21 protein-coding genes and 1 tRNA gene are annotated in these 20405 nt (G+C 45.3%); 7 read left to right on the plus strand and 15 right to left on the minus strand.

Going from position 1 to position 20405, the window contains the following annotated elements; translation table 11 throughout:
* Positions 1-102: 102 nt before the first annotated feature.
* From FTU91_RS02115 to FTU91_RS02125, 3 genes are all read right to left on the minus strand, one after another.
* Positions 103-387: a hypothetical protein gene (locus FTU91_RS02115; protein WP_180080683.1), complete on the minus strand. Its 285-nt coding sequence runs from the start codon at positions 385-387 to the stop codon at positions 103-105.
* A gap of 30 nt (positions 388-417) precedes the next feature.
* Positions 418-696 (minus strand): hypothetical protein, encoded by a 279-nt coding sequence (locus FTU91_RS02120; RefSeq protein ID WP_180080685.1) that lies wholly within the window; start codon positions 694-696, stop codon positions 418-420.
* 144 nt (positions 697-840) lie between these two features.
* Positions 841-927: transfer RNA gene (locus FTU91_RS02125), tRNA-Leu, on the minus strand.
* A 194-nt stretch (positions 928-1121) separates the two neighbouring features.
* Here FTU91_RS02125 and queA point away from each other — a divergent pair.
* The 7 genes from queA (at position 1122) to secF (ending at position 8556) form a co-directional block, all read left to right on the plus strand.
* A complete protein-coding gene (gene queA, locus FTU91_RS02130; protein WP_180080687.1) occupies positions 1122-2159 on the plus strand; it encodes a tRNA preQ1(34) S-adenosylmethionine ribosyltransferase-isomerase QueA in 1038 nt (345 codons plus the stop codon).
* A 26-nt stretch (positions 2160-2185) separates the two neighbouring features.
* Positions 2186-3214 carry a hypothetical protein gene (locus FTU91_RS02135; protein ID WP_180080689.1) on the plus strand — a complete coding sequence of 343 codons (1029 nt, stop codon included), beginning with the start codon at positions 2186-2188 and terminating at the stop codon, positions 3212-3214.
* A gap of 29 nt (positions 3215-3243) precedes the next feature.
* The gene (locus FTU91_RS02140; RefSeq protein ID WP_086195835.1) at positions 3244-3810 is read left to right on the plus strand and encodes a LemA family protein; all 567 of its coding nucleotides are present in this window, start codon (positions 3244-3246) and stop codon (positions 3808-3810) included.
* Between the two features lie 248 nt (positions 3811-4058).
* The gene (gene tgt, locus FTU91_RS02145) at positions 4059-5189 is read left to right on the plus strand and encodes a tRNA guanosine(34) transglycosylase Tgt (protein WP_180042750.1); all 1131 of its coding nucleotides are present in this window, start codon (positions 4059-4061) and stop codon (positions 5187-5189) included.
* A 105-nt stretch (positions 5190-5294) separates the two neighbouring features.
* On the plus strand, positions 5295-5624 hold the full coding sequence (yajC, locus tag FTU91_RS02150) for a preprotein translocase subunit YajC (RefSeq protein WP_086195837.1): 330 nt from the start codon (positions 5295-5297) through the stop codon (positions 5622-5624).
* 51 nt (positions 5625-5675) lie between these two features.
* A complete protein-coding gene (secD, locus tag FTU91_RS02155; RefSeq protein ID WP_166171341.1) occupies positions 5676-7577 on the plus strand; it encodes a protein translocase subunit SecD in 1902 nt (633 codons plus the stop codon).
* Between the two features lie 10 nt (positions 7578-7587).
* Entirely contained in the window at positions 7588-8556 is a 969-nt protein-coding gene (gene secF, locus FTU91_RS02160; protein WP_086195839.1) for a protein translocase subunit SecF, read from the plus strand.
* Positions 8557-8675: 119 nt separating this feature from the next.
* Here secF and FTU91_RS02165 read toward each other — a convergent pair whose 3' ends face one another.
* The 12 genes from FTU91_RS02165 to FTU91_RS02220 are packed head-to-tail and all read right to left on the minus strand — an operon-like array spanning position 8676 to position 20401.
* Positions 8676-9110 carry an excinuclease gene (locus tag FTU91_RS02165; RefSeq protein ID WP_180042754.1) on the minus strand — a complete coding sequence of 145 codons (435 nt, stop codon included), beginning with the start codon at positions 9108-9110 and terminating at the stop codon, positions 8676-8678.
* A gap of 20 nt (positions 9111-9130) precedes the next feature.
* Positions 9131-10351, minus strand: coding sequence for a beta-ketoacyl-ACP synthase (locus FTU91_RS02170; RefSeq protein WP_180080691.1), 1221 nt, complete (start codon positions 10349-10351; stop codon positions 9131-9133).
* Positions 10351-11076 (minus strand): 3-ketoacyl-ACP reductase FabG2, encoded by a 726-nt coding sequence (locus tag FTU91_RS02175; protein WP_086195841.1) that lies wholly within the window; start codon positions 11074-11076, stop codon positions 10351-10353. The genes FTU91_RS02170 and FTU91_RS02175 overlap by 1 nt, the downstream gene beginning before the upstream one ends.
* Positions 11073-11510, minus strand: coding sequence for a 3-hydroxylacyl-ACP dehydratase (locus FTU91_RS02180; protein WP_180080692.1), 438 nt, complete (start codon positions 11508-11510; stop codon positions 11073-11075). Before FTU91_RS02180 ends, FTU91_RS02175 begins: the two co-directional genes overlap by 4 nt.
* Entirely contained in the window at positions 11507-12703 is a 1197-nt protein-coding gene (locus FTU91_RS02185; protein WP_180080694.1) for a beta-ketoacyl-[acyl-carrier-protein] synthase family protein, read from the minus strand. The genes FTU91_RS02180 and FTU91_RS02185 overlap by 4 nt, the downstream gene beginning before the upstream one ends.
* A 12-nt stretch (positions 12704-12715) precedes the next feature.
* Positions 12716-13279, minus strand: coding sequence for a DUF3261 domain-containing protein (locus FTU91_RS02190; RefSeq protein ID WP_180080696.1), 564 nt, complete (start codon positions 13277-13279; stop codon positions 12716-12718).
* A gap of 1 nt (position 13280) precedes the next feature.
* Positions 13281-14579, minus strand: coding sequence for an NAD(P)/FAD-dependent oxidoreductase (locus FTU91_RS02195; protein WP_180080699.1), 1299 nt, complete (start codon positions 14577-14579; stop codon positions 13281-13283).
* Between the two features lie 19 nt (positions 14580-14598).
* Positions 14599-16923, minus strand: a complete 2325-nt coding sequence (locus FTU91_RS02200) for an MMPL family transporter (RefSeq protein ID WP_180080701.1) — start codon at positions 16921-16923, stop codon at positions 14599-14601.
* Entirely contained in the window at positions 16898-17545 is a 648-nt protein-coding gene (locus FTU91_RS02205) for an outer membrane lipoprotein carrier protein LolA (RefSeq protein WP_180080703.1), read from the minus strand. Before FTU91_RS02205 ends, FTU91_RS02200 begins: the two co-directional genes overlap by 26 nt.
* Before the next feature lie 6 nt (positions 17546-17551).
* Positions 17552-17971: a thioesterase family protein gene (locus tag FTU91_RS02210; RefSeq protein WP_180080779.1), complete on the minus strand. Its 420-nt coding sequence runs from the start codon at positions 17969-17971 to the stop codon at positions 17552-17554.
* A gap of 19 nt (positions 17972-17990) precedes the next feature.
* Positions 17991-19523, minus strand: coding sequence for a histidine ammonia-lyase (gene hutH, locus FTU91_RS02215; protein ID WP_180080707.1), 1533 nt, complete (start codon positions 19521-19523; stop codon positions 17991-17993).
* Positions 19523-20401, minus strand: coding sequence for an acyltransferase (locus tag FTU91_RS02220; RefSeq protein ID WP_166171438.1), 879 nt, complete (start codon positions 20399-20401; stop codon positions 19523-19525). Before FTU91_RS02220 ends, hutH begins: the two co-directional genes overlap by 1 nt.
* Positions 20402-20405: the final 4 nt, after the last annotated feature.

A 20405-nucleotide genomic window follows, 5' to 3' on the forward strand; every position in this document is an offset into this window, starting at 1 on the left:
TTGTTCCACTTTAGATATTTGTTTAAGATGAGATGTAACTCATTGAAATGTGTCATCATATTCGTCGTCAGAAAACAAGTATTATGCCATTATTTCAATGAGTTATCTTTTTTTGTCGTGTACAAAGTTAATTTTCACAAGATATTCATGATAGTGAGTTTTTAAAATATTAAGATCTATCTCTTTATCGAATTTTGATAATTCAGTTATAAAAAATGAACTTATGTCATCAAAAACTTGTAACCCCGATGTTTCAACACTTTGATGATCTTTGACTTTTATGGCATTTAACAAATCATTTTTATAATAAACTAATGAATAAAATCTAGAATCGAAATTAGATTTTTTTAACTCTTCCATCTGTTCTTTATGATTTGATTGAATCATCTCTAACTGTTGAATTAAAGAGAATTCACTCTATTCTAATTGCTTTCTAGTCAAATCTTTTGATTCTTTATTTGCTTTACGCTGCAAATAAGCTGAATACATAACAATAAGCAATGTAACTGACGTGAAAAGTGTATTTAAACTTCCATATATATCTCCTAAAGCTCCAAAATCCTTTAATTCAGTTTCTTTAGCCCCGATTTCCCCCATAACCCACTTGAAAAACAAAGGAAAAATACACCAGGCAATAATTAATACGACAAGAGCAACAATAATAAATACAATTTTCTGAATACCGTTCAACCCCATAATATATCCTAAAGAATAGTTTTTAATTTAAGTTATAAAAAGAATACCAATAGATATTTCTAAAAATATATTATATTAATTTTTATTAATCATCAGGCAATAAAAAACCCCAAGACTTAATATGCTTGGGGTTCTTCAAAATCTTGGTCCCGAGGGTCGGACTCGAACCGACACGTCATCTCTGACAGCGGATTTTGAGTCCGCCGCGTCTACCAATTTCACCACCTCGGGAAAGGTGCTGCAAGCTGATCAGCTTGTGGTGGCTATATTACTCTCAAACTTGGAATTGTCAATTATATAGCTTAACCGATCGCTCAATTTTAAATCAAAATCAAAAACTTTGTTTTAAAAAACATCAGATAGCATCTGTTTTGTGCATTTCCAGCCTATAATGCGGATGTTTTTCTTATTTCAATACATCGAAGATGCAACTTTCTGACTTTAACTTTGATCTCCCTGACGAGCTGATCGCCCGTTATCCACTTGAAACCCGTAGTGCTTCACGCCTTTTGCATCTTGATGCTCAAGGTCAATATCATGACCATCAATTTACAGATATTCTAAATTTACTGAATGAAGGTGATTTGCTGGTTTTAAATGATACCAAGGTCATGAAAGCACGTCTGAAAGGTAAACGTGCCACTGGGGGTGCGGTTGAAGTTTTGGTGGAACGCATGTTGGACAAGTTCATTGCGCATTGCCATATTAAAGCCAGTAACTCGCCAAAAGAAGGCGCAGAACTGTTCATTGGTCCAGATGAAGTAAAAGTCACAGTCAAAGGTCGTCATGAAAACCTGTTCATTGTCGAGTTTTCTCAGCCCATTTTAAATGTTCTAGATTTATATGGTGCTTTGCCTATTCCGCCTTATTTCAACCGTGAAGCAGAATCAATTGATACCGAGCGTTATCAAACCGTCTTTAATGATCCAAGCAAACTGGCCAGTGTCGCGGCTCCTACTGCTAGCCTGCATTTTGACGAAGCTTTGTTGAAAAAACTTGAAGAAAAAGGCATCCAGAAAACCTTTGTGACCTTACATGTCGGTGCAGGAACCTTCCTTCCGGTACGAACCATCGATATTGAAAACCATATCATGCACAGTGAATGGTGTGATGTGTCTGATGAATCTATGGCGCTGATCAAAGCCACCAAAGCGCGTGGCAATAAAGTCATTGCTGTCGGTACAACTGCAACCCGTGCCACTGAAAGCGCTGCACAGGCCAATGGCGGTGAATTAAAAGGCTGGACGGGCGATACCCAAATCTTCATTTACCCGGGTTACCAGTTTAAAGTGGTTGATCGTCTGATTACCAACTTCCATCTTCCTGAATCAACGTTATTAATGCTGGTTTCGGCATTGTCGAATCGTGATAATATTTTAGCTGCCTATCATCATGCTGTAGAAGCCAAATACCGTTTCTTCAGTTATGGCGATGCCATGCTGGTTGATAAAATTACACCTTAATTATTGTTGATAATAAGAAGTACGCTATGCCGCTCGATGCTGTTAAACATTCGATTCATATTCGACGTAAAAAAAATGAACGGGTTTTTAATAATATTGTGCGGCTTTGGGAGATTGCCCGCCAGGCTCAGACGCATCAGGATATTTTAGATGCCCTGCATCCCTGGAATGCCCCGATCGTGCTCAAGTTTGAAAATGTCCTCCCGCTACTTCTGGCAGCAGCAGGACTGTTTTTTATCCTGCTGATTTTTATCCATCCCGGTAATATCTGGATTCAGATCAGTCTGATCAGCGGTTTTTTTATGATTTTCTGGGCTTATATTAGTTATGAAGAAAGCAAGCCCGTTGATGAAGTCATCGAATATCTGGAACAGCAAAGCATTGCCAAAAAATATAATCTTGCCTTCCAGCAACAGCCACAACATTTTTCTGTTCCCCTGCAACCGGTTTTATTTATTGCCCATTTAAAGCGTTTATTTCCGGTCTTTAATCAGGGCAGCATTTCCAATGACTTTCCTTATTACGCCAGCACCCAATGGACTGATGATGAAGGCAAACAGCATCAGGTGATGGTATTTCAATATCATTATGTCAATGAAATCCGGATTCGTAATAAAGACGGCAATGAAGTACAGGTGAGTGAAGTACACAAAGATTTATGGGGTGTATTTGTTTTTGATGTGGAAGTACACGGTGTGGCAGTCACTACGGCCAACAAGGAGTTTTATTATCCTTACAGTTTTCCGTGGCATACCAGTGATATTCAAGTCAACCAGAAACTGAATATTTTTGGTAGCGATGAAATGCAGATGGCAAAACTGCTCACGCCTGCATTTGTGTTGAGGCTCGATGAATTTTTTGCCCAGCGTCAAGGCGATTTAATTTTCCATCCTGATAGCCATATCTTATGTTTTTTAGGACCGGCCGATTTATTTCATATTTCAAGCCGGGCAAAAAATATTCACGATATTTCTGCATTACGTGGACACTTGCGTACTTTTAAACTACCGTATCTGGAAAGTTTACAGCGTGATTTAACGCAGTTTTTAAAATAACAATCTTGTAAATATTTGGGGACAAATAAATGGGGTTATTGATTTTTTTATTGTTGATTATTGCCGTGATTGTAGCCTGTATCATGATTCGCAATAATATTGTGCGTCATCACAATGCTTCTATTCGTTCTTGGTCAGATGTGGCAACTTATGAGCGTCAGAAGATTAAAGTTCTGGATGGCTTGCAACCTTTGGTTGAACAATATTCCAATTTTGAACAAGGCACTTTGGAAAAAGTGACCGAACTGCGGCAGAATATTTTAAATCTCAATTTAAACAATGCCGATGTTGCCCAGTTGCAACGCGTTGAAAGCCTGAATAAGGAATTAATGCAGAGTCTCAATGTCGTGGTAGAGAACTATCCTGAGCTGAAAGCCAATGAAATTTATCTAAAAATGATGAATGAAATTGAAGAACAGAATGAAAATGTCGGGGCAGCGATTACCATTTTTAACCGCAATGTTGAACTGTTTAATAACAATATTCAGATTTTTCCCAATAACATCGTCAATACCCTGTCACTCGGTAAAAAAGCCATTCGCCCCTTCCGCGATCTGGCAGCTACACAGAGTTTTGACTATCGACCGAATTTTTAAGTCGTTAATATTAGAATAAATGAAAACATCGGCATGCAGAAAAGCATCATTTCTACATGCCCATCCGCAAGGCAAGCACAGCCTCACTTGTAGCTTATTTTCTTCAGCAAAAAAGAATCGCGTTAAAATTCGACAACACTGGCGTTTATGTGCGTAATCAAGGAAAATAGCGAACTTTTGGCGGCGAACTGTTTTTTCGCTCTTGCACTGCAACCAAAGCAGTGCTTTGCTCTCGTCCAGGATATTTTATGAAGTTTGAAAAATTAGGTCAGTCGGGCCGTGCCCGTCGTGGTCGTTTAACGCTGGAACACGGCGTGGTGGAAACCCCAGTGTTTATGCCTGTCGGTACCTACGGTACAGTCAAAGGCATGCTCCCACGTGATGTAGAAGATATTAAAGCCCAGATTATTTTAGGTAACACCTTCCATCTCTATTTACGTCCCGGCCTGGACGTGATTCGTGAACATGGCGGTTTGCACGAGTTCATGAAATGGAACAAACCGATTTTAACCGATTCAGGCGGCTTCCAGGTGTTCAGCCTGGGTGCGATGCGTAAGATTAAAGAAGAAGGTGTAACCTTCCGTTCACCAATTGATGGTTCAAAAGTCTTTTTATCACCTGAAATTTCAATGGATATTCAACATACCTTGAATTCAGACATCGTGATGATTTTTGACGAATGTACGCCTTATCCGGCGACGCGTGAAGAAGCACAAAAGTCGTTGCAGCTTTCACTGCGCTGGGCAAAACGCTGTAAAACCCATCACCATGATGTGTTAAAAAATAAAAATGCCCTGTTCGGTATTATTCAGGGCGGTATGTATGAAGACCTGCGTGATGAATCGCTGGCAGGCTTAAAAGAAATCGACTTTGATGGCTTTGCTATTGGCGGTCTTTCTGTCGGTGAACCGAAAGAAGAAATGATAAAGATTCTGGATCATCTTCCACCGAAAATGCCGGAAGACAAGCCACGTTACCTGATGGGTGTCGGCAAGCCTGAAGATATCGTGGAAGGCATCCGCCGTGGTGTGGATATGTTTGACTGTGTCATGCCAACCCGTAATGCACGTAATGGTCATTATTTTGTGACAGACGGTCTGGTGCGGATTCGTAATGCCAAATATCGTCATGACCAAAGTCCACTCGATCCAGACTGTGACTGCTATACCTGCCAAAACTTCACCCGTGCTTATCTGTTCCATCTAGAAAAATGCGGTGAAATGCTGGGTTCCATGCTGGGTACTATTCATAACCTGCGTTATTACCAAAGGTTTACACAAGACATCCGTGATGCATTAGATAATGGTACTTTTGATGAATATGTACAGGATTTTTATGCGCGTCGTGGTCTAGAAGTCCCACCTTGTCCTGAAGATTAATCTTTCAGTATTTGCGCTGAAGAAAAAGACAAGGTAAATTGCTGAACAAGTTATCTTATTTATCATCATATTGTTGATATACATTTTTTAGTTTAGGAAATTGAAATGAGCCTTTTTATTTCTACTGCTCACGCAGCAGGTGAAGCTGCACAACAACCAAGTTTGGTAACCAACCTTTTGATGATTGCGGTATTTGTCGCAATTTTCTATTTCCTGATCTGGCGTCCTCAAGCGAAACGCGCGAAAGAACACCGTACCCTGGTTGAAAGTCTGGGTGTAGGTAGCGAAGTAGTTTTTGCAGGCGGCCTGATGGGCAAAATCACTAAAATTGAGGGCGATTTTGCAGTGGTTGAACTCAGCCGTGGCGTAGAAGTAAAAATTCAGCGCGCAAGTGTGATTTCAGTTCTTCCTGAAGGCACATTAAATAATCTCTAATCAAAATTAGTCGTGCCCTAGCACGACTTTTTCATTTTAAGAAGAAAACAGATGCGTTACCCAGCATGGAAATATCTGCTGATCCTTGTGGTTTTGGTGATCAGCACATTATACGCGCTGCCTAGTTTGTACCCCGATGAACCTGCTGTTCAAATTTCCGGTGCCAAAGCCGGCACCCAAATTGACCAGAGCATCGTACAAAAAGCAGAGCAATTATTACAAAGTGAAAAAATTTCAAGCCATGACAACAGCTTTAGCAATAATGCTGCCCTTTTACGCCTCGACTCCTCTGAAGCACAGTTAAAAGCCAAAGAAGTATTGCGTCGCGGATTGGGTGATAATTATGTTGTTGCCTTGAACCTTGCCCCAACCACACCTGAATGGCTGCAAAAAATTGGTGCCAAGCCAATGAAACTGGGTCTGGATTTACGTGGTGGTGTGCACTTCCTGCTTGAAGTGGATATGGACAAGGCCATCAGTCAGCGTATGGAAACATCGGCGACTGATCTGCGTCGTCAATTGCGTGACAACAAGCTGAAATTCAACAGCCTGTCACTAAATAACAATACCATTACCGTTCAGTTTGCCAATAACGGTGACCGTGAAGCCGTGATGGATTTCTTGCGTCGTAATGGCAATGAATTCAACCAGCAGGCAATTGCCTCTGAGTCCGGTTCAACTTTACGTCTGAACTATACCGACGTGCGCAAGCAGGAAATTCAGTCTTATGCCGTTAACCAGAACTTAACCACTTTACGTAACCGTATTAACGAGTTAGGTGTAGCGGAAGCATTGGTTCAAACTCAAGGCAGCAACCGTATTGTGGTTGAACTTCCGGGTGTTCAGGATACTGCTGAAGCGAAACGCGTCTTGGGCCGTACAGCCAACCTGGAATTCCGTCTTGTTTCCGATTTGAATGACCAGTACATCGATCCGTATACCGGCAAGTCTACAGCTCAGGCCCTACCTCCGGGTACTGAAGCTTTTGCTTATGAATCGTTGGATAGCGGTCGTGAATTATTACTGAACCGTAACCGCATTCTGACCGGTGAACGTGTACAAAATGCATCAAGTGGCTTTAGCCAAGATACTGGCGGTGCTGAAGTAAACATTACTTTGGACAGCGCTGGCGGTAAGCTGATGGCAGATGCCACCCGTAATGCGGTTGGTAAACGCATGGCGGTATTGTTCATCGAGAACAAGCAGAAGATCAGCTATGTGCCTGATCCGGTGACGGGTGCGCAAACCGAAGTTCGTACCCCTTATGCTGAATCTGTGATTATCAATGCTGCAACCATTCAGGCGGTATTGGGTTCCCAGTTCCGTATTACCGGTCTGGATTCACCACAGGAAGCGGCTGAACTTGCCTTGATGCTTCGTGCCGGTGCACTGGCTGCGCCGATGTATTTCGTTGAAGAACGTGTGGTTGGTCCGAGCCTGGGGCAGGAAAATATTGACAAAGGTGTGTTATCGACTCAAATCGGCTTCCTTCTGGTTGCGATCTGGATGGTGGTGTTCTTCCGTCTGTTCGGTGTGATTGCCAACTTTGCACTGGTATTTAACCTGGCTATGATCCTGACCGTCATGTCATGGATTGGTGCTTCCCTCACCCTTCCGGGTATTGCCGGTATCGTAATCACCATTGGTATGGCGGTCGATGCCAACGTACTGATCTGTGAGCGAATACGGGAAGAAATGAAATGGGGGGCCTCGCCCAAACAGGCGATTGTCGCCGGTTATGATCGGGCCTATAACACCATTTTTGACTCGAACTTAACTACCTTCCTGGTTGCGTTCATTCTGTTTGCCATCGGTACAGGTCCGATCAAGGGCTTCGCTGTGACATTAATGATCGGTATTGTCTGCTCGATGTTTACAGCCATTACTGTAACACGTGCCATCGTACAGCTTATTTATGGCAAAAAACGTAACTTGAAAAAGTTGAGCATTTAGGAGATCGAAGATGACTGATATGACTCAACCGAAAAAGAAATACGGTCGCCCGGATGATGAGCGCATCATTGACTTTATGAAGATTGCCAAACCTGCGGCAATCATCTCTATTCTTTTAACTTTGGCCAGTATTTTCTTTATTGCCACCAAAGGTCTAAACCTCGGTCTGGACTTTACTGGCGGTGTTTCTGCCGAGCTGAACTATAAACAACCGGCCAATCAGGTCGAAGTTATTCAGGCTTTGAACCAGGCAGGCTTTAAGGATGCGGTGGTACAAACTCTCGGCAGTAACAAAGACCTCTTGGTTCGTATGCCTGTTCAGAACATTGAAGTAGAAGATCTGAATAACGCCATCACCAAAGCAGCACAATTACCGAATAACCCTGCTGAGGTCCACAAAGTGGATTCTGTCGGTGGACAGGTCGGTAACGAGCTGTATATTCGTTCGGCAGGTGCTGTAGCCTTGGCATTACTGCTCATGCTGGTTTACGTGACCATTCGTTTTGAATTCAAGCTGGCGGTAGGTGCGGTGCTTTCGTTATTCCATGACATCATTGTCACCATTGGTATTTTTGCCATGATGCAATGGCCGTTTGATTTAACCGTACTGGCAGCTATTCTTGCGCTGTTAGGTTTCTCGTTAAACGATAACATTGTGGTATCCGACCGTATCCGTGAAAATTTCCGCAAGATTCGCGGTGCCTCGCCAGTTGAAATCGTCAATATCGCGTTGACTGAAACCTTACGTCGGACCATCCACACCTCCATGACCTTATTGCTGGTCGTTGTCGCAATGATGTTCCTGGGCGGTGAAGGTCTGCACTGGTTCTCGATTGCAATGTTTATTGGTGTATTTGTCGGTACCTATTCTTCAATTTATATTGGTACTGCATTTGCCTTATGGCGTGGCCTGAACCGTCAGGACTTTATTGTACAGGTGAAACCTGAATTTGATGAAGAACAGGAAATTCCAAAGTAATTTCTGTGCTTTCTTTAAATTCGATAAAAAAGCCCATCATCTGATGGGCTTTTTTATGCAGGTCAAAAATATAAAATGCTGTACAAGATCTGAAATTTTATCCGTGTGAATGTACAAGCTTATAGTTTTGCAAGATCCCCTTTTAAGGCTACACCGGCAACCGCAGTTCCTTTGGCACATTGGTAAGTGGTGGTACTGCGGGTTTCGTTTGCTTTATAGTAGCTCACAATATTGGTCACAGCATTGGCACCCTTTGCCTTGGCAGTGTTCTGGAACTGGATTAAAGCAGAACGTAAAACATGATCGCATGAGCTTTCAGCAGACTTGGCAAAGCCATTGGTTTTTTTATTGCTCACCAAACCTTTTTGAATGACTTTTCCACCCGCACGTGTACCCGCCAAGTAAAACTTAACCGAACCGTCCAGTGTACCGTCAGCAACTGCGCGACTCACCGCTTCCTGGAAGTTGAAGTCATGCATTTGATCTGCAGCTTGAGCTGAAACGATTCCACCCAAACACAATGCAGCTGTAAGTGTTAATTTCTTCATCAACATAATGTACCCTCTAGTTGTTGTTAGACACGTTTAAAAATCAGGGAGGTATTAATTCCTCCAAAAGCAAAATTGTTAGTCATAACTATGTCGGCATGCATATTTCTTGACTGTTTGACAATGTAATCCAGATCGCCACAGGCCGCATCAATTTCATCCAGATTTAATGTTGGTATAAACTGGCTACGCTGCATCATCTCGATACTGAGCCATGCTTCAATTGCCCCACATGCGCCCAGCGTATGCCCGAAATAGCTTTTTAAAGAGCTGATTGGCTTTTTGCCCAGTACGCGAGCAGTGGCTTTCGTTTCGGCAATATCACCCTGATCGGTGGAGGTTCCATGTGCATTGACATAGTCTACCTGGTCTGCTGCAATTTGCGCATCTGACAGAGCCAGCTGGATACAGCGTCCCATCATTTCAGCATCTGGACGGGTGACATGCTGACCATCGGTGTTGCTACCGTAACCGATGATTTCTGCATAAATTTTGGCACCACGTGCTTGAGCATGTTCATATTCTTCCAGAATTAAACAGCCAGCGCCTTCCCCCACCACCAGACCATCACGCTTGCTATCGAATGGACGCGGCGTTTTTTCCGGATGTTCATTTTGGCTACTGGTGGCCATCAGCACATCAAACACCGCGGAACCTGCGGCACTGAGTTCCTCGGCACCCCCTGCTAGCATTACAGTCTGCTTGCCATATTTAATGGCTTCATAGGCCTGACCAATCGCCATGGAACCTGAGGTACAGGCACTGGATGTCGGTAAAGTTAAACCTTTCAAGCCAAAATAAACAGTCATGTTGACGGCACTGGTATGCGACATCATGCGGATATACGTGGTGGCATTCAGCTTGTTCATGTTGTTATCAATCAACATGCTGCCAAACTCGCCAATTGCATCGACACTGCCAGCAGATGAACCGAAGGCCACACCAGTTTGACCACTGCTTAAAATCGGGTTATTTAACAGACCTGAATCTTCCAAGGCTTTTTCAGCACAGACCGTTGACATCAGGGCCACCCGCCCCATGCCGCGTGTCACTTTACGGTTAAAATGCTTGGGAATGGTATAGGATTCGACCGGACCACCCAGTTTGCTGCGCAAGTCGGTATACACTTCCCAGTCCGGCATATAGCGAATACCGCTTTTGCCCTGTTCAAATTGACTAAAAATCTGATCTGCCGTTTCACCTAAAGAGGTGATTCCGGCCATGCCCGTCACTACCACACGTTTCATCAAATCAAACCCCCATTGACCGAAATCACCTGTCGGGTGATATAGCTGGCATCATCACTGCATAAAAATTTCACCACTTTGGCGACTTCATCAACCTGCCCCATACGTTGTAAGGGAATCATTTTCAGGGCATGTTCTTTCACTTCTTCAGTGACCATTTCGGTTTCAATCAAGCCCGGTGCTACACAGTTCACGGTAATTTTGCGTTTTGCCAGTTCCAGTGCCAAAGCTTTGGTGGCACCAATCAGTCCCGCTTTTGCTGCACTGTAATTGACCTGTCCCCGATTGCCCATCAAACCTGAAACCGAAGATAAAGTCACAATGCGGCCGCCTTGTTTCAAACGAATCATCGGCATCACCAGAGGTTTGAGTACATTGTAGAAACCATCCAGTGAGGTCGAAACCACCTCATCCCAGTCACTGTCGGTTAAGGCCGGAAATGCCGCGTCACGGGTTAAACCGGCGTTGAGAACAACACCATAGAATGCGCCATGCTCGGCAACATCCTGCTCCAGCAATTGCAGTACTTTTTCACGTTCATTTACATCAAATAACAGTGCATGGCTGGCTTGGCCTAAAGCACGGATTTCTTCAACCACCTGTTCGGCTTCTTGTTGTCTGGAGCGCGCATGGACGGTGACATCAAATCCAGCCTGTGCCAGTTGCAAGGCAATGGCTTTACCAATTCCACGGCTTGAGCCTGTTACTAAAATTCGTCTACTCACACTGTATCCTTAAGTTTTTCTTTCATTTCTGGCGGCTCAAATACACTCAACATGGCACTAAAGCGATGTTCCCGGTATTCAATTTCACATTGAAACTGCCCCAGCCCCTCATGTAAATAACCTTGTTCCACTTTAATCCGTACGGTTTCCCCTAAAGCAAAATAAGGCACAGGCAATTGCATTTTACGCGTGCCCAATAAAAAACCAATTTTAGGCGGCAAACCTGACATTTTCCCTTTATGTCCTGCATAAGCACTAATGGTCTGTGCCATCAGTTCAATACTGCTCCAGGTCGGCAAGCCTTCCGCTTCACAAAACATCAATTCGGGACGAATCACCAGTTCGGCAATGGCAAAATTGTCACTGGCTTCAATCAGATGATCGATAAACACCATCGGCTGTTCATGCGGGATAAACTGTACTGCATCCATCATTTCAGTTTTGTTCCAAAAATTAGGCTGATATTGCTGCCGCCAAAGGCAAAAGAATTACTCATGACATATTCTATCGGTTGTTGCAACTGCGCATTCAGCACATAGTTGGCTTCATCCAGTTCCGGATCAATACTGCCTGAATGATGCAAAGGCAGCCAGGACTGATCGGCTAACACCTGCTGGCAAATTACGGCTTCAATGGCTCCAGCGGCTCCCAAACAATGCCCGGTTTTATGTTTGCTGCTGCTGATCGGTACTTCATATTGCTGGAATACCGTCTGCACGGCTTTGATTTCCATGGCATCATTTTGCGGCGTTGCCGTTCCGTGCATATTTAAATAGCCAATCTCACTAGCGCTAATACCCGCCATATCCAGCGCCTTTTGCATGGCTTCGGCAGCCCCTTTGCCTTCCGGATGTGGTGCAGAAATATGCCAGGCATCCATCGACTCACCGGCGGACATCAGCATGACAGGGGCAGTTTCTTTGGACAATAAAAATAGTCCCGCCGCTTCGCCAATATTGATACCATCGCGCTGTGCACCACAGGGCTGACACAGATCATTGGACAGGCTTTCCAGACTATAAAAACCATTTAAGGTCAAACGGCACAAAGTATCAATACCACCGACCAGTACCGCATCCACCAGACCAGCATTAATCAATCGCTGTCCTGCCGCCATCGCTTTGGCACTGGAAGAACAAGCCGTGGAAATGGTGTATGCCGGACCTTCCCAGCCCAGATACATCCGTAGGCCTTTGGCCAGACTACCCATTTCCTGTTTATAGTGATTAATTTCAATTTTGCTGTGATGGTTAAAATACTGTTTCAGCAATATTTCATTGTCAGCAATGCCGGAGGTCGATGTGCCCAGAATAATTGCCAGACGTTTGCGATCAAACTGCGCAGTATAATCTCGGATTTCGCTTTCAATCGAACTTAACGCAGTTAAGGCAAAACGTAGATTATGCGAATCGACATCCTGCAGAAATGCGGGCACAGTTTCGATTAAAGGCTGCTGATAGGCGCCTACCCAGACCTGTTTTTCCGGAATAAATCCTGAACGAAGGCTCAAGGTATTTTGCTGCGTGGTCAGCGCCTGTCTGATCTGTTCAGCGGTATTTCCGAGTGCAGATAGACCGGCACTCAACTGAATGCCGACTGCAGGATATTGTGTGATTTTATCGCCCATGCTCATCCCCCCTTATTCAGTGCTTTGCACATCCGGGTTTTCCCCCTCTGTGCTGGTCAGGCCTTCGCTGATAGGACTGATGACCATCTGGTACGGCACCTGCAGATTGTTCAGCTCAATGGCCCCATCCTGCTGTTGAATATTCAGCACATGCTGCTGATTGATCCATACTTTTTGGGTCTGAGCCGAAGTTTCAATGTGGACATTCTGCTGCAAGCGGGCAAAATCCGGATAGGTGGCATAAAGAATATCGCGCACCACAAATTCAAATGGCAACAGCTTCATTGGTGCAATGCGCTGTTCGACATCAACCTTGCGGCCATCAAAACTGAGCTTGAATAACTGCTGCCCGGTCAGGGTCAAAGCCAACATTTCCAGCTTTTGACCTTTTTGTTGCTGATACAGTAAAAAGCTGAAACTGTGCGCTTTCCATTGAATTTCTAACTGATCCTGACGCTGGTAGTTTTGTGCAGTCCAGGCAGCCGTTGCCAGACCTGGTGCTTGAGGCAGCATGGACTGGCAGCCACTGCATAGCAGGACTGCAGCGAGCAAAATCCCCGTCCATTTCAGTTTCATTCTAGGCACCGTTCATCTCGATGTGTTGTAACTGCGGATCACGGCAATATTCCGCCAGCGTGCTTAAACGCTTTTTGGCATTTTTATAAATTGGATTGCTGCTGTCCCAGGCATAGCCGGCCAGTAAGGAAGAGACCATGCGGCGGATTTTGTCATCCTGATTTTTCGAGAACACCACATCCTGAAATTCACCGCTATACCACGACTCGACATAGGCACGGAACACCTGAATACCGGCACGTAGCGGTTTTTCATATTGCTCCGTCCAGTCGACCGGCTGTCCTTGCAGCTGCTGATCAACCAGTGGAATGGCCAGACTGGCAGATTTCAGGGCAATGGTCACACCAGAAGAAAATACCGGGTCGAGGAATTCACCGGCATTACCCAATAAAGCATAGTTACGCTGGGCCAGATGTTTGACATCGGCAGAGTAGCCCACCAGGGTACGCACCGGCGTATCAAATTTGACCTTGCGCAGCACATGCGATAGGCTTTCTTCATCTGCCAGAATTCGCTTCAACAAGTCATCCAAATTATAGTCAGCACTGCCATCAAAGCCATAGCGTTCAAAGAAATCCTGCTCGGCCACGACCCCGAAAGAGGAACGGCCATCGGCAAAGGGAATCAGCCAGTACCAGGCACGTGGGTCTTTGGCATGCACCGTAATCAGGATTTTTTCCCGGTCAAATTCCGGGTCATCCAAAATCCCATCTTCAATATGGGTAAACACGGCACGGCGTACCGGAAAATCGGATGGGCTTTCCAGATTCAGAAATTTCGGCAGGATGCGGCCAAAACCGCTGGCATCCAGTAAAAATTTGCCCTGAATCTGATACACATTTTGCTGTTCATCTTTGACCGTTAAAATCGGATGTTCGGGCTGAACATCAACATCAATCACTTCATGGCCAAAGCGAATTTCGGCACCATACTTTTCTGCCTGTTGTGCCAATAAATGGTCAAAGTTGGCACGGCGCACCTGCCAGGTGGTGCCCGGACCATCGCTAAATTTTTCGCGGAAATCATAGAAACTGCGCTGCTTGCCCTTTAAAAAGGCAGCGCCATTTTTAAACTGGAAAGCAAATTCTTCTACATGCTCTCGCACGGTGTCCAACAAGCCAGCTTCTTCCAAAAACACCATCGACTGTGGCAGTAATGATTCACCAATGGAAAAGCGTGGAAAATATTGTTTTTCGATGATCGTGACCTGATAGCCTTTCTGGCGCAGTAATGCTGCTGCCGAACTCCCCGATGGCCCTGCGCCGATAATCAATACATCTGTGTGTTGCATGGTGCTCATTGCACTGTACCTTATTCTTTCAGCTCTTTGGCTGATACTGTTGAAGCACAACATGTTTGGCATCGGATGATGTAAACAATGTTGCATAAATAAATGAAAAAATAACCCCAAGTAAAACCGTCAGACCAAAACAGTGAATGGCATAAGTCTGGCTAAAGGATAATAACCCGAAACCCAGCAAGGTCGACATCATACATAGGAATAAGGCCATCCCGACCACTTGCGGATGATCATGTCCGTGACGATAGAAAATGGCATAGTCCACGCCAATCCCGATAATCAGGAAAGTACCCATGATGCTGAATAAATTTATTTCCACACCGAGCCAGGCCTGAATCGCGAAGGTGGTCATTAAAGCCAGACTGACCGGTAGTACCAAAGGCAAAATAGAATTCAGACCATAAATGATGCCTAAGCCAATCATCAAGCAGATTAAAGCCGAAACCAGTAACCACTGTGCCTGTATACGATGCTGCTGGAATAATTCGGACAGTTGATTGACCGGACGTAATAGCTGTGCCTGCGAAGTATTGAACTGTTGCAAGGCAGCCACATCATGCACATTTTGCAGCAGCACCAGACGCTCGGTTGGGCTCATTTGTAAAAAAGCCAAAGGATGTTGGCTCATTTCAGCAGGACTGAGTAGAGGCTGCTGGGCCAGTTGCTTTTGCCAAGCCAACACCTCTGCCGGATTGAGCTGCAATGCGGCGGCATAGTCCTGTAAGGCACTGGCTGGAATGGCTTGCAGTAACTGAATATTGTGTTGTTGCTGCGCTTTGGATGGCAGCCATTGACCGAGAGCCTGAAAACTATCCAGTTTGTTTTGTGTCTGCAAAACTTGCAGTTTTTCTAACAGTTTCTGTTCATTTTGTTCCAGTTCCTGCGCCGTGTTGCCATGCACCACAAAGTATTCACTGCTTTGCTGCTGCATAAAACGTTCACGTACGTACTGATCTTCCTGCTTTAATTTTTGATCCATACTTTGCAAGTTACGGATATCATCATTGCTTTGCAGAAACATCAAACTGCTGCCGGCGACCACAGCAATTAAGGCGATCAGGCCATAACGCAGACGGTTTCTCGACTGTACAAAACCTCGTGCTTTGCCAATAAAGCTTAAATGGCGAATGGCCGGTTCAGCATTTAAAGGTGGCAATCTCGGCAACAATAAAACGCTGGTGATCCATGCCGCAGCCAACCCGACCATTGAAAAGACTGCAATCTGCTTAAAGCCCGGGAATGGGGTAAAGCTTAAGAAAATATAAGCGACCAAGGTGGTCATCAGGCCCATAAACAGGCTGGGCAATAATGGCTTTAATACCGCAAAACCGTCAATATGCCGATGCTGTGATTGCATGGCCATAAAGTAAAAAGAAAAATCGACACAGACTCCGACCAGACTGGCACCAAACACCAAAGTCATCAGGTGAATTTCCCCAAACACCGCATGGGTGATGGCAAAGGCCACCAGACAGCCGGTACCTACGGCAATCATTTCGGTCAGCATCGGACGAACCGAACGGAAACCAAACAGTACGAGCAGGAAAATACCTAGGGTCGAACCCAGGCCAATGGTGGAAATTTCTTTTTCCGCCGAGGTGGTGCCGAACTGGGCAAACAGCAAGGTGCCGGTCCAGTGCGGCTCAACCTGCATCTGTTTCAGTTTTAAATTTAACTGCGCAATCCATGCGGCAGTTTTTTCCTGATAATCAATATTGTAAGGGCTATTTTTGAGCTGCAAAACGATAAGGCGGGAAATGCCCTGCTCATCACGAATGGTGGCAAAACCATCTTCCAGGGTAATATCCGGGTTCGCCTGTAAACCGGATAAGCTGACAGCATAACGTGGAAATAATAAGAGCGGATCTTGTTGTAACAGCTCTGCTGTGACCGGCATACCCGGGCTCATGATCTGCAACAGGCCCTGTTCGTTCAGCGCGGTATAATCCTGTTGCTCCAGCAGCTTTTGATCTGTGGATGACAGCAAACCGGCACGATGCTGATACAACACTTGGGCAAACTTGTCACTGTCCAGCTGTGCATGTAACGGTTGCCATAAATCCGTTGCCGCCACGCTTTGTTTAAAAGTCGCTGTGGCTTTGTCTAAAGAGGCATCATCTTTAGCATTCAGCACAACAAAGACTTTGTCATTCAGCTGCTGACTGACATATTGCTGCGCCCGTTCCAGCCGCGGGTCATGGTGGGCTTCCGGCAATAAGGCAAAGATATTGGTTTGAATATGAATGTCTTTTTTCAGCCATGCGCTACCCAGCGCGATGGCAATCACGCTGAGTACAAGCAGCCACAGTGCGGTAAATTTATTTTGCCAGTTGGAAAAGTGCATTTTCCTCAGCCGTTAAGGTTTGGGGTTGGGTTGTTTGCTGGCTAAAGCGAATGCTGGTGCTGTTATTGGCTTTCTCGCGAATCACAATACGGTCCACATAACGCTGCCCTTGCGCATCGACCCTGACAAACAGTTTTTTAAATAAACTGCTTTTCGGGGTTAAGGCCACAGTCCACTGTGCCGGACTATAACTGGCCGAAACAATATTGAAGTTTTTGGCCAAAGCCGCTTCATTCCCCGACATCAGCTGCAAGAACATAGTCGCGACCGAACCATAAGGAGATTTATCAATTTCAATCTGGCTATAGGTCCGCTGGGTTTTTTGCACCAGTTTACGTGGGGTCACAATCAGGTCAGCCTTGACTGGATTTTGGATTTTCCAGATCACCCCTTGTGACTTGGAAAATAACACTGTGCCTTTGGAGATGAAAGTTTTGTTCATGCTCGCCAGTTTTTTTTGCTGTTCAAAATTGGCCCGCACGGTTGGTGTTTCGGAAAGTTGAGCAAAGATCTGTCTAAGCTGCGGATTTTGCGCATGTACTGCTTGTGACAGCAACGTGATCAGCGACAGCAGTCCAGCCAGGAATAATCCTACTGCTCGTGGTAGATTGAAAGATGTCATCTTGCTTTACTCCGGCTTAAATTCAGACCAGGCGTTTAAACGCTGCAATAAAACTTGCGGCGACTGGAAACACATTTCCCGACTGGCAATATCTACCGCCACTTGCGTGGTATAACCTTTAGTCAGCCTTTTACCGCTTTGGGCATCAAAAATCTGGTATTCAATTTTCAGGCGGTTTTCCCATTCTTTTAAAATGGCGCGCACCCGAATTTTCTGCTCAAACAGAATGCCATGCGCATAACGCACATGACTTTCAATCACCGGCCATGCATAGCCAGAAGCGCGCATCTGCTTATAGTTATAATCAAACTGATCCAGCAACTTGCAGCGGGCAATTTCAAAATACTTTAAATAATGCCCATGCCAGACCACGTCCATGGTATCCACATCATGAAAGGGCACTTCTATAATCACATCGGCATGCATCGTCTGTTTCCCATCACGTTTAGCGAACAAGTCCACTGTTCAATAATTGCAGATTTTCCAGTCGATCCACCAATTGCTGCAACTCATGCTGCAATGGCCGATCTTCCACCACATAGTCAAAAGTCTGCAAGACCCAAGCCTTAAATGTGGCGAGGACTTCAGACAATTTTCCATCCAGAGTTTTTAAATGAATGGCTTGCACACTGGCACAGCACAGGGCCGCAATCACCTGTTCGGTCAGTACAATCACACGGCTGGCATCGCGTGCGGCAATGGTACCCATGCTGACCTTGTCCTGGTTATGACATTCAGTCGAGCGCGAGAAAATCGAAGCAGAAAGGGTTTGTTTCAAGGCTTCCGCGGTCCATGCCGACACGCCAATCTGCACCGCCTTAAAGCCATGATTCAACGGTAAGCGCTCGTCGGTTGCCCCAGTCAGATTACGCGGTAAACCATTATTCATTTTATAGTCCACCAGTTGCGCCAATTGACGGTCCATTAAATCGGCAATATTGGCAATCATGATTTTCAGACTGTCCATGGCCTGGGCAATATGGCCACCATAGAAATGCCCGCCGTGCAATACGCGTAAATTCACCGGATCAATCAATGGATTGTCATTACTGGAATTTAATTCATTTTCAATAAACTGGCGCAGCCATACTTTAGAATCTTCAAATACGCCAATAATATGCGGGGCGCAGCGTAGCGAATAACGGTCCTGCAGGCGTGAACTTTGATGTTCAGTCTGTACTTCACTGTTCAGCCAGTCACGCAGCTGTGCGGCAATATGTTGCTGGCCCGGATGCGGTTTTTGCGCAAAAAGCACTTCATCAAAATGGCTCGGATTACCTTCTAAAGCCAATACATTCAGCGCGGTAATACAGGTACTGGCCAAGCTGATCTGTTCGGCTTTTTTATAGTTCAGGCAGGCAATTGCGGTCATCACTGCTGTACCGTTCATCAGCGCCAAGCCTTCTTTGGGACGCATCACTAGGGGTTCTAGGCCTTTTTCTGCATAGACCTGACTGACCGGAACAATCTGTCCCTGATCATACACATCGCGCTCACCGACCAATGCGCCGGCAATATAAGATAATGGCGTTAAATCGCCACTGGCCCCCACCGAACCTTCAGAGGGAATCACCGGAATCACGTTTTCATTTAACATCCACACCAGACGTTCCAGCAGTGCATGCGAAACCCCGGAATAACCGCGTGCCAGCGAACATAGACGTGTCACCACCACTGCACGTGCGCTAATTAAATCCAGATTTTGTCCCAGACCACAGCCATGGAAACGCGATAAATGCAAAGGCAGTTCATTGACCTGATGCGCAGGAATTTCCACCAGACAGGAATCGCCATAACCGGTGGTCACGCCATAAATCACGCCTTCATCCTGCAATAGTTGATCCAGAAAATCGGCACCGCGCTGAATCAAATTGTGCCACTCATTCGAGTCCGGTAAAGCCACGCGTTTTTCCTGACGCGCGACTGCCACCACATCTTCAATTGAAAGTGGATGTTCCCCAATAACTAAAACTTGCATTAATCTTTGTTCCAAAAATTATAAAAATTAAACCATTGATACGGCGCACGAATACAGTGCTGCTCAAGGAGTGATACATATTCACGGATGGTCGTTTGCATGGCTTGCAGACGGTTGTTACGCGGAAAATTCAGTTGTTCCGCAATCGAATGGATATGTACTTCAAAATGAGTACCGACCCGATAACAGAACACGGCCAGCACTGGCACTTTCAGCAAACTGGCCAAAATCCAGGCCCCTTGCGGCCAGTTCGCCTGTTCAGCTAAAAATGAAACGGATTGAACCCGGTCTGACTGCACCGGTACGCGGTCTGCTGCCACAATCACCCATTCGCCCTGATCAAGTTTTTCCTGCAAAATCAGGGCAGTTTCAATACCCAGTTCATCCACCGAGATCAAATTGACATCGGCATGATGATTGAGTTTTTTCAGGAACTGGTTAAATTTGGTGGCATGTTTTTGATAGACCAGCACATTAATTTTTTGTGGATATTCCGACTTGATCGCTCGCAGCAACTCGATATTGCCAAAATGCGACACCACAATGACAGCCCCCTTTTGATAGCGGGCACGAAAATGCTCATGACCATGCAACTGTAATTGCTGCTCGGGAATATTGCCCAGCCAGCCTTCAATTTTATCCAGAATACATTCACCAAACTGCATAAAATGCTGATAGCTATGGGTCAGACTCGGCGTATGCGGAAATGGAGAATTTTTACCTGCAAAATGGTGCAATCGGGTCAAATATTGCAGTGAAGCCTGACGTGCTGCGATCGCAAACAGCCAATACCACAAAATAATAAAATACAGCAATATACGACACAGCCATCGCCCGCCTACGCGATAGAAAGCCAACATCAAAGTCAACGGTAACATACCG

The organism is Acinetobacter sp. YH12201 (assembly GCF_013418145.1).
In the GTDB taxonomy this organism is placed as follows: Bacteria; Pseudomonadota; Gammaproteobacteria; order Pseudomonadales; family Moraxellaceae; genus Acinetobacter.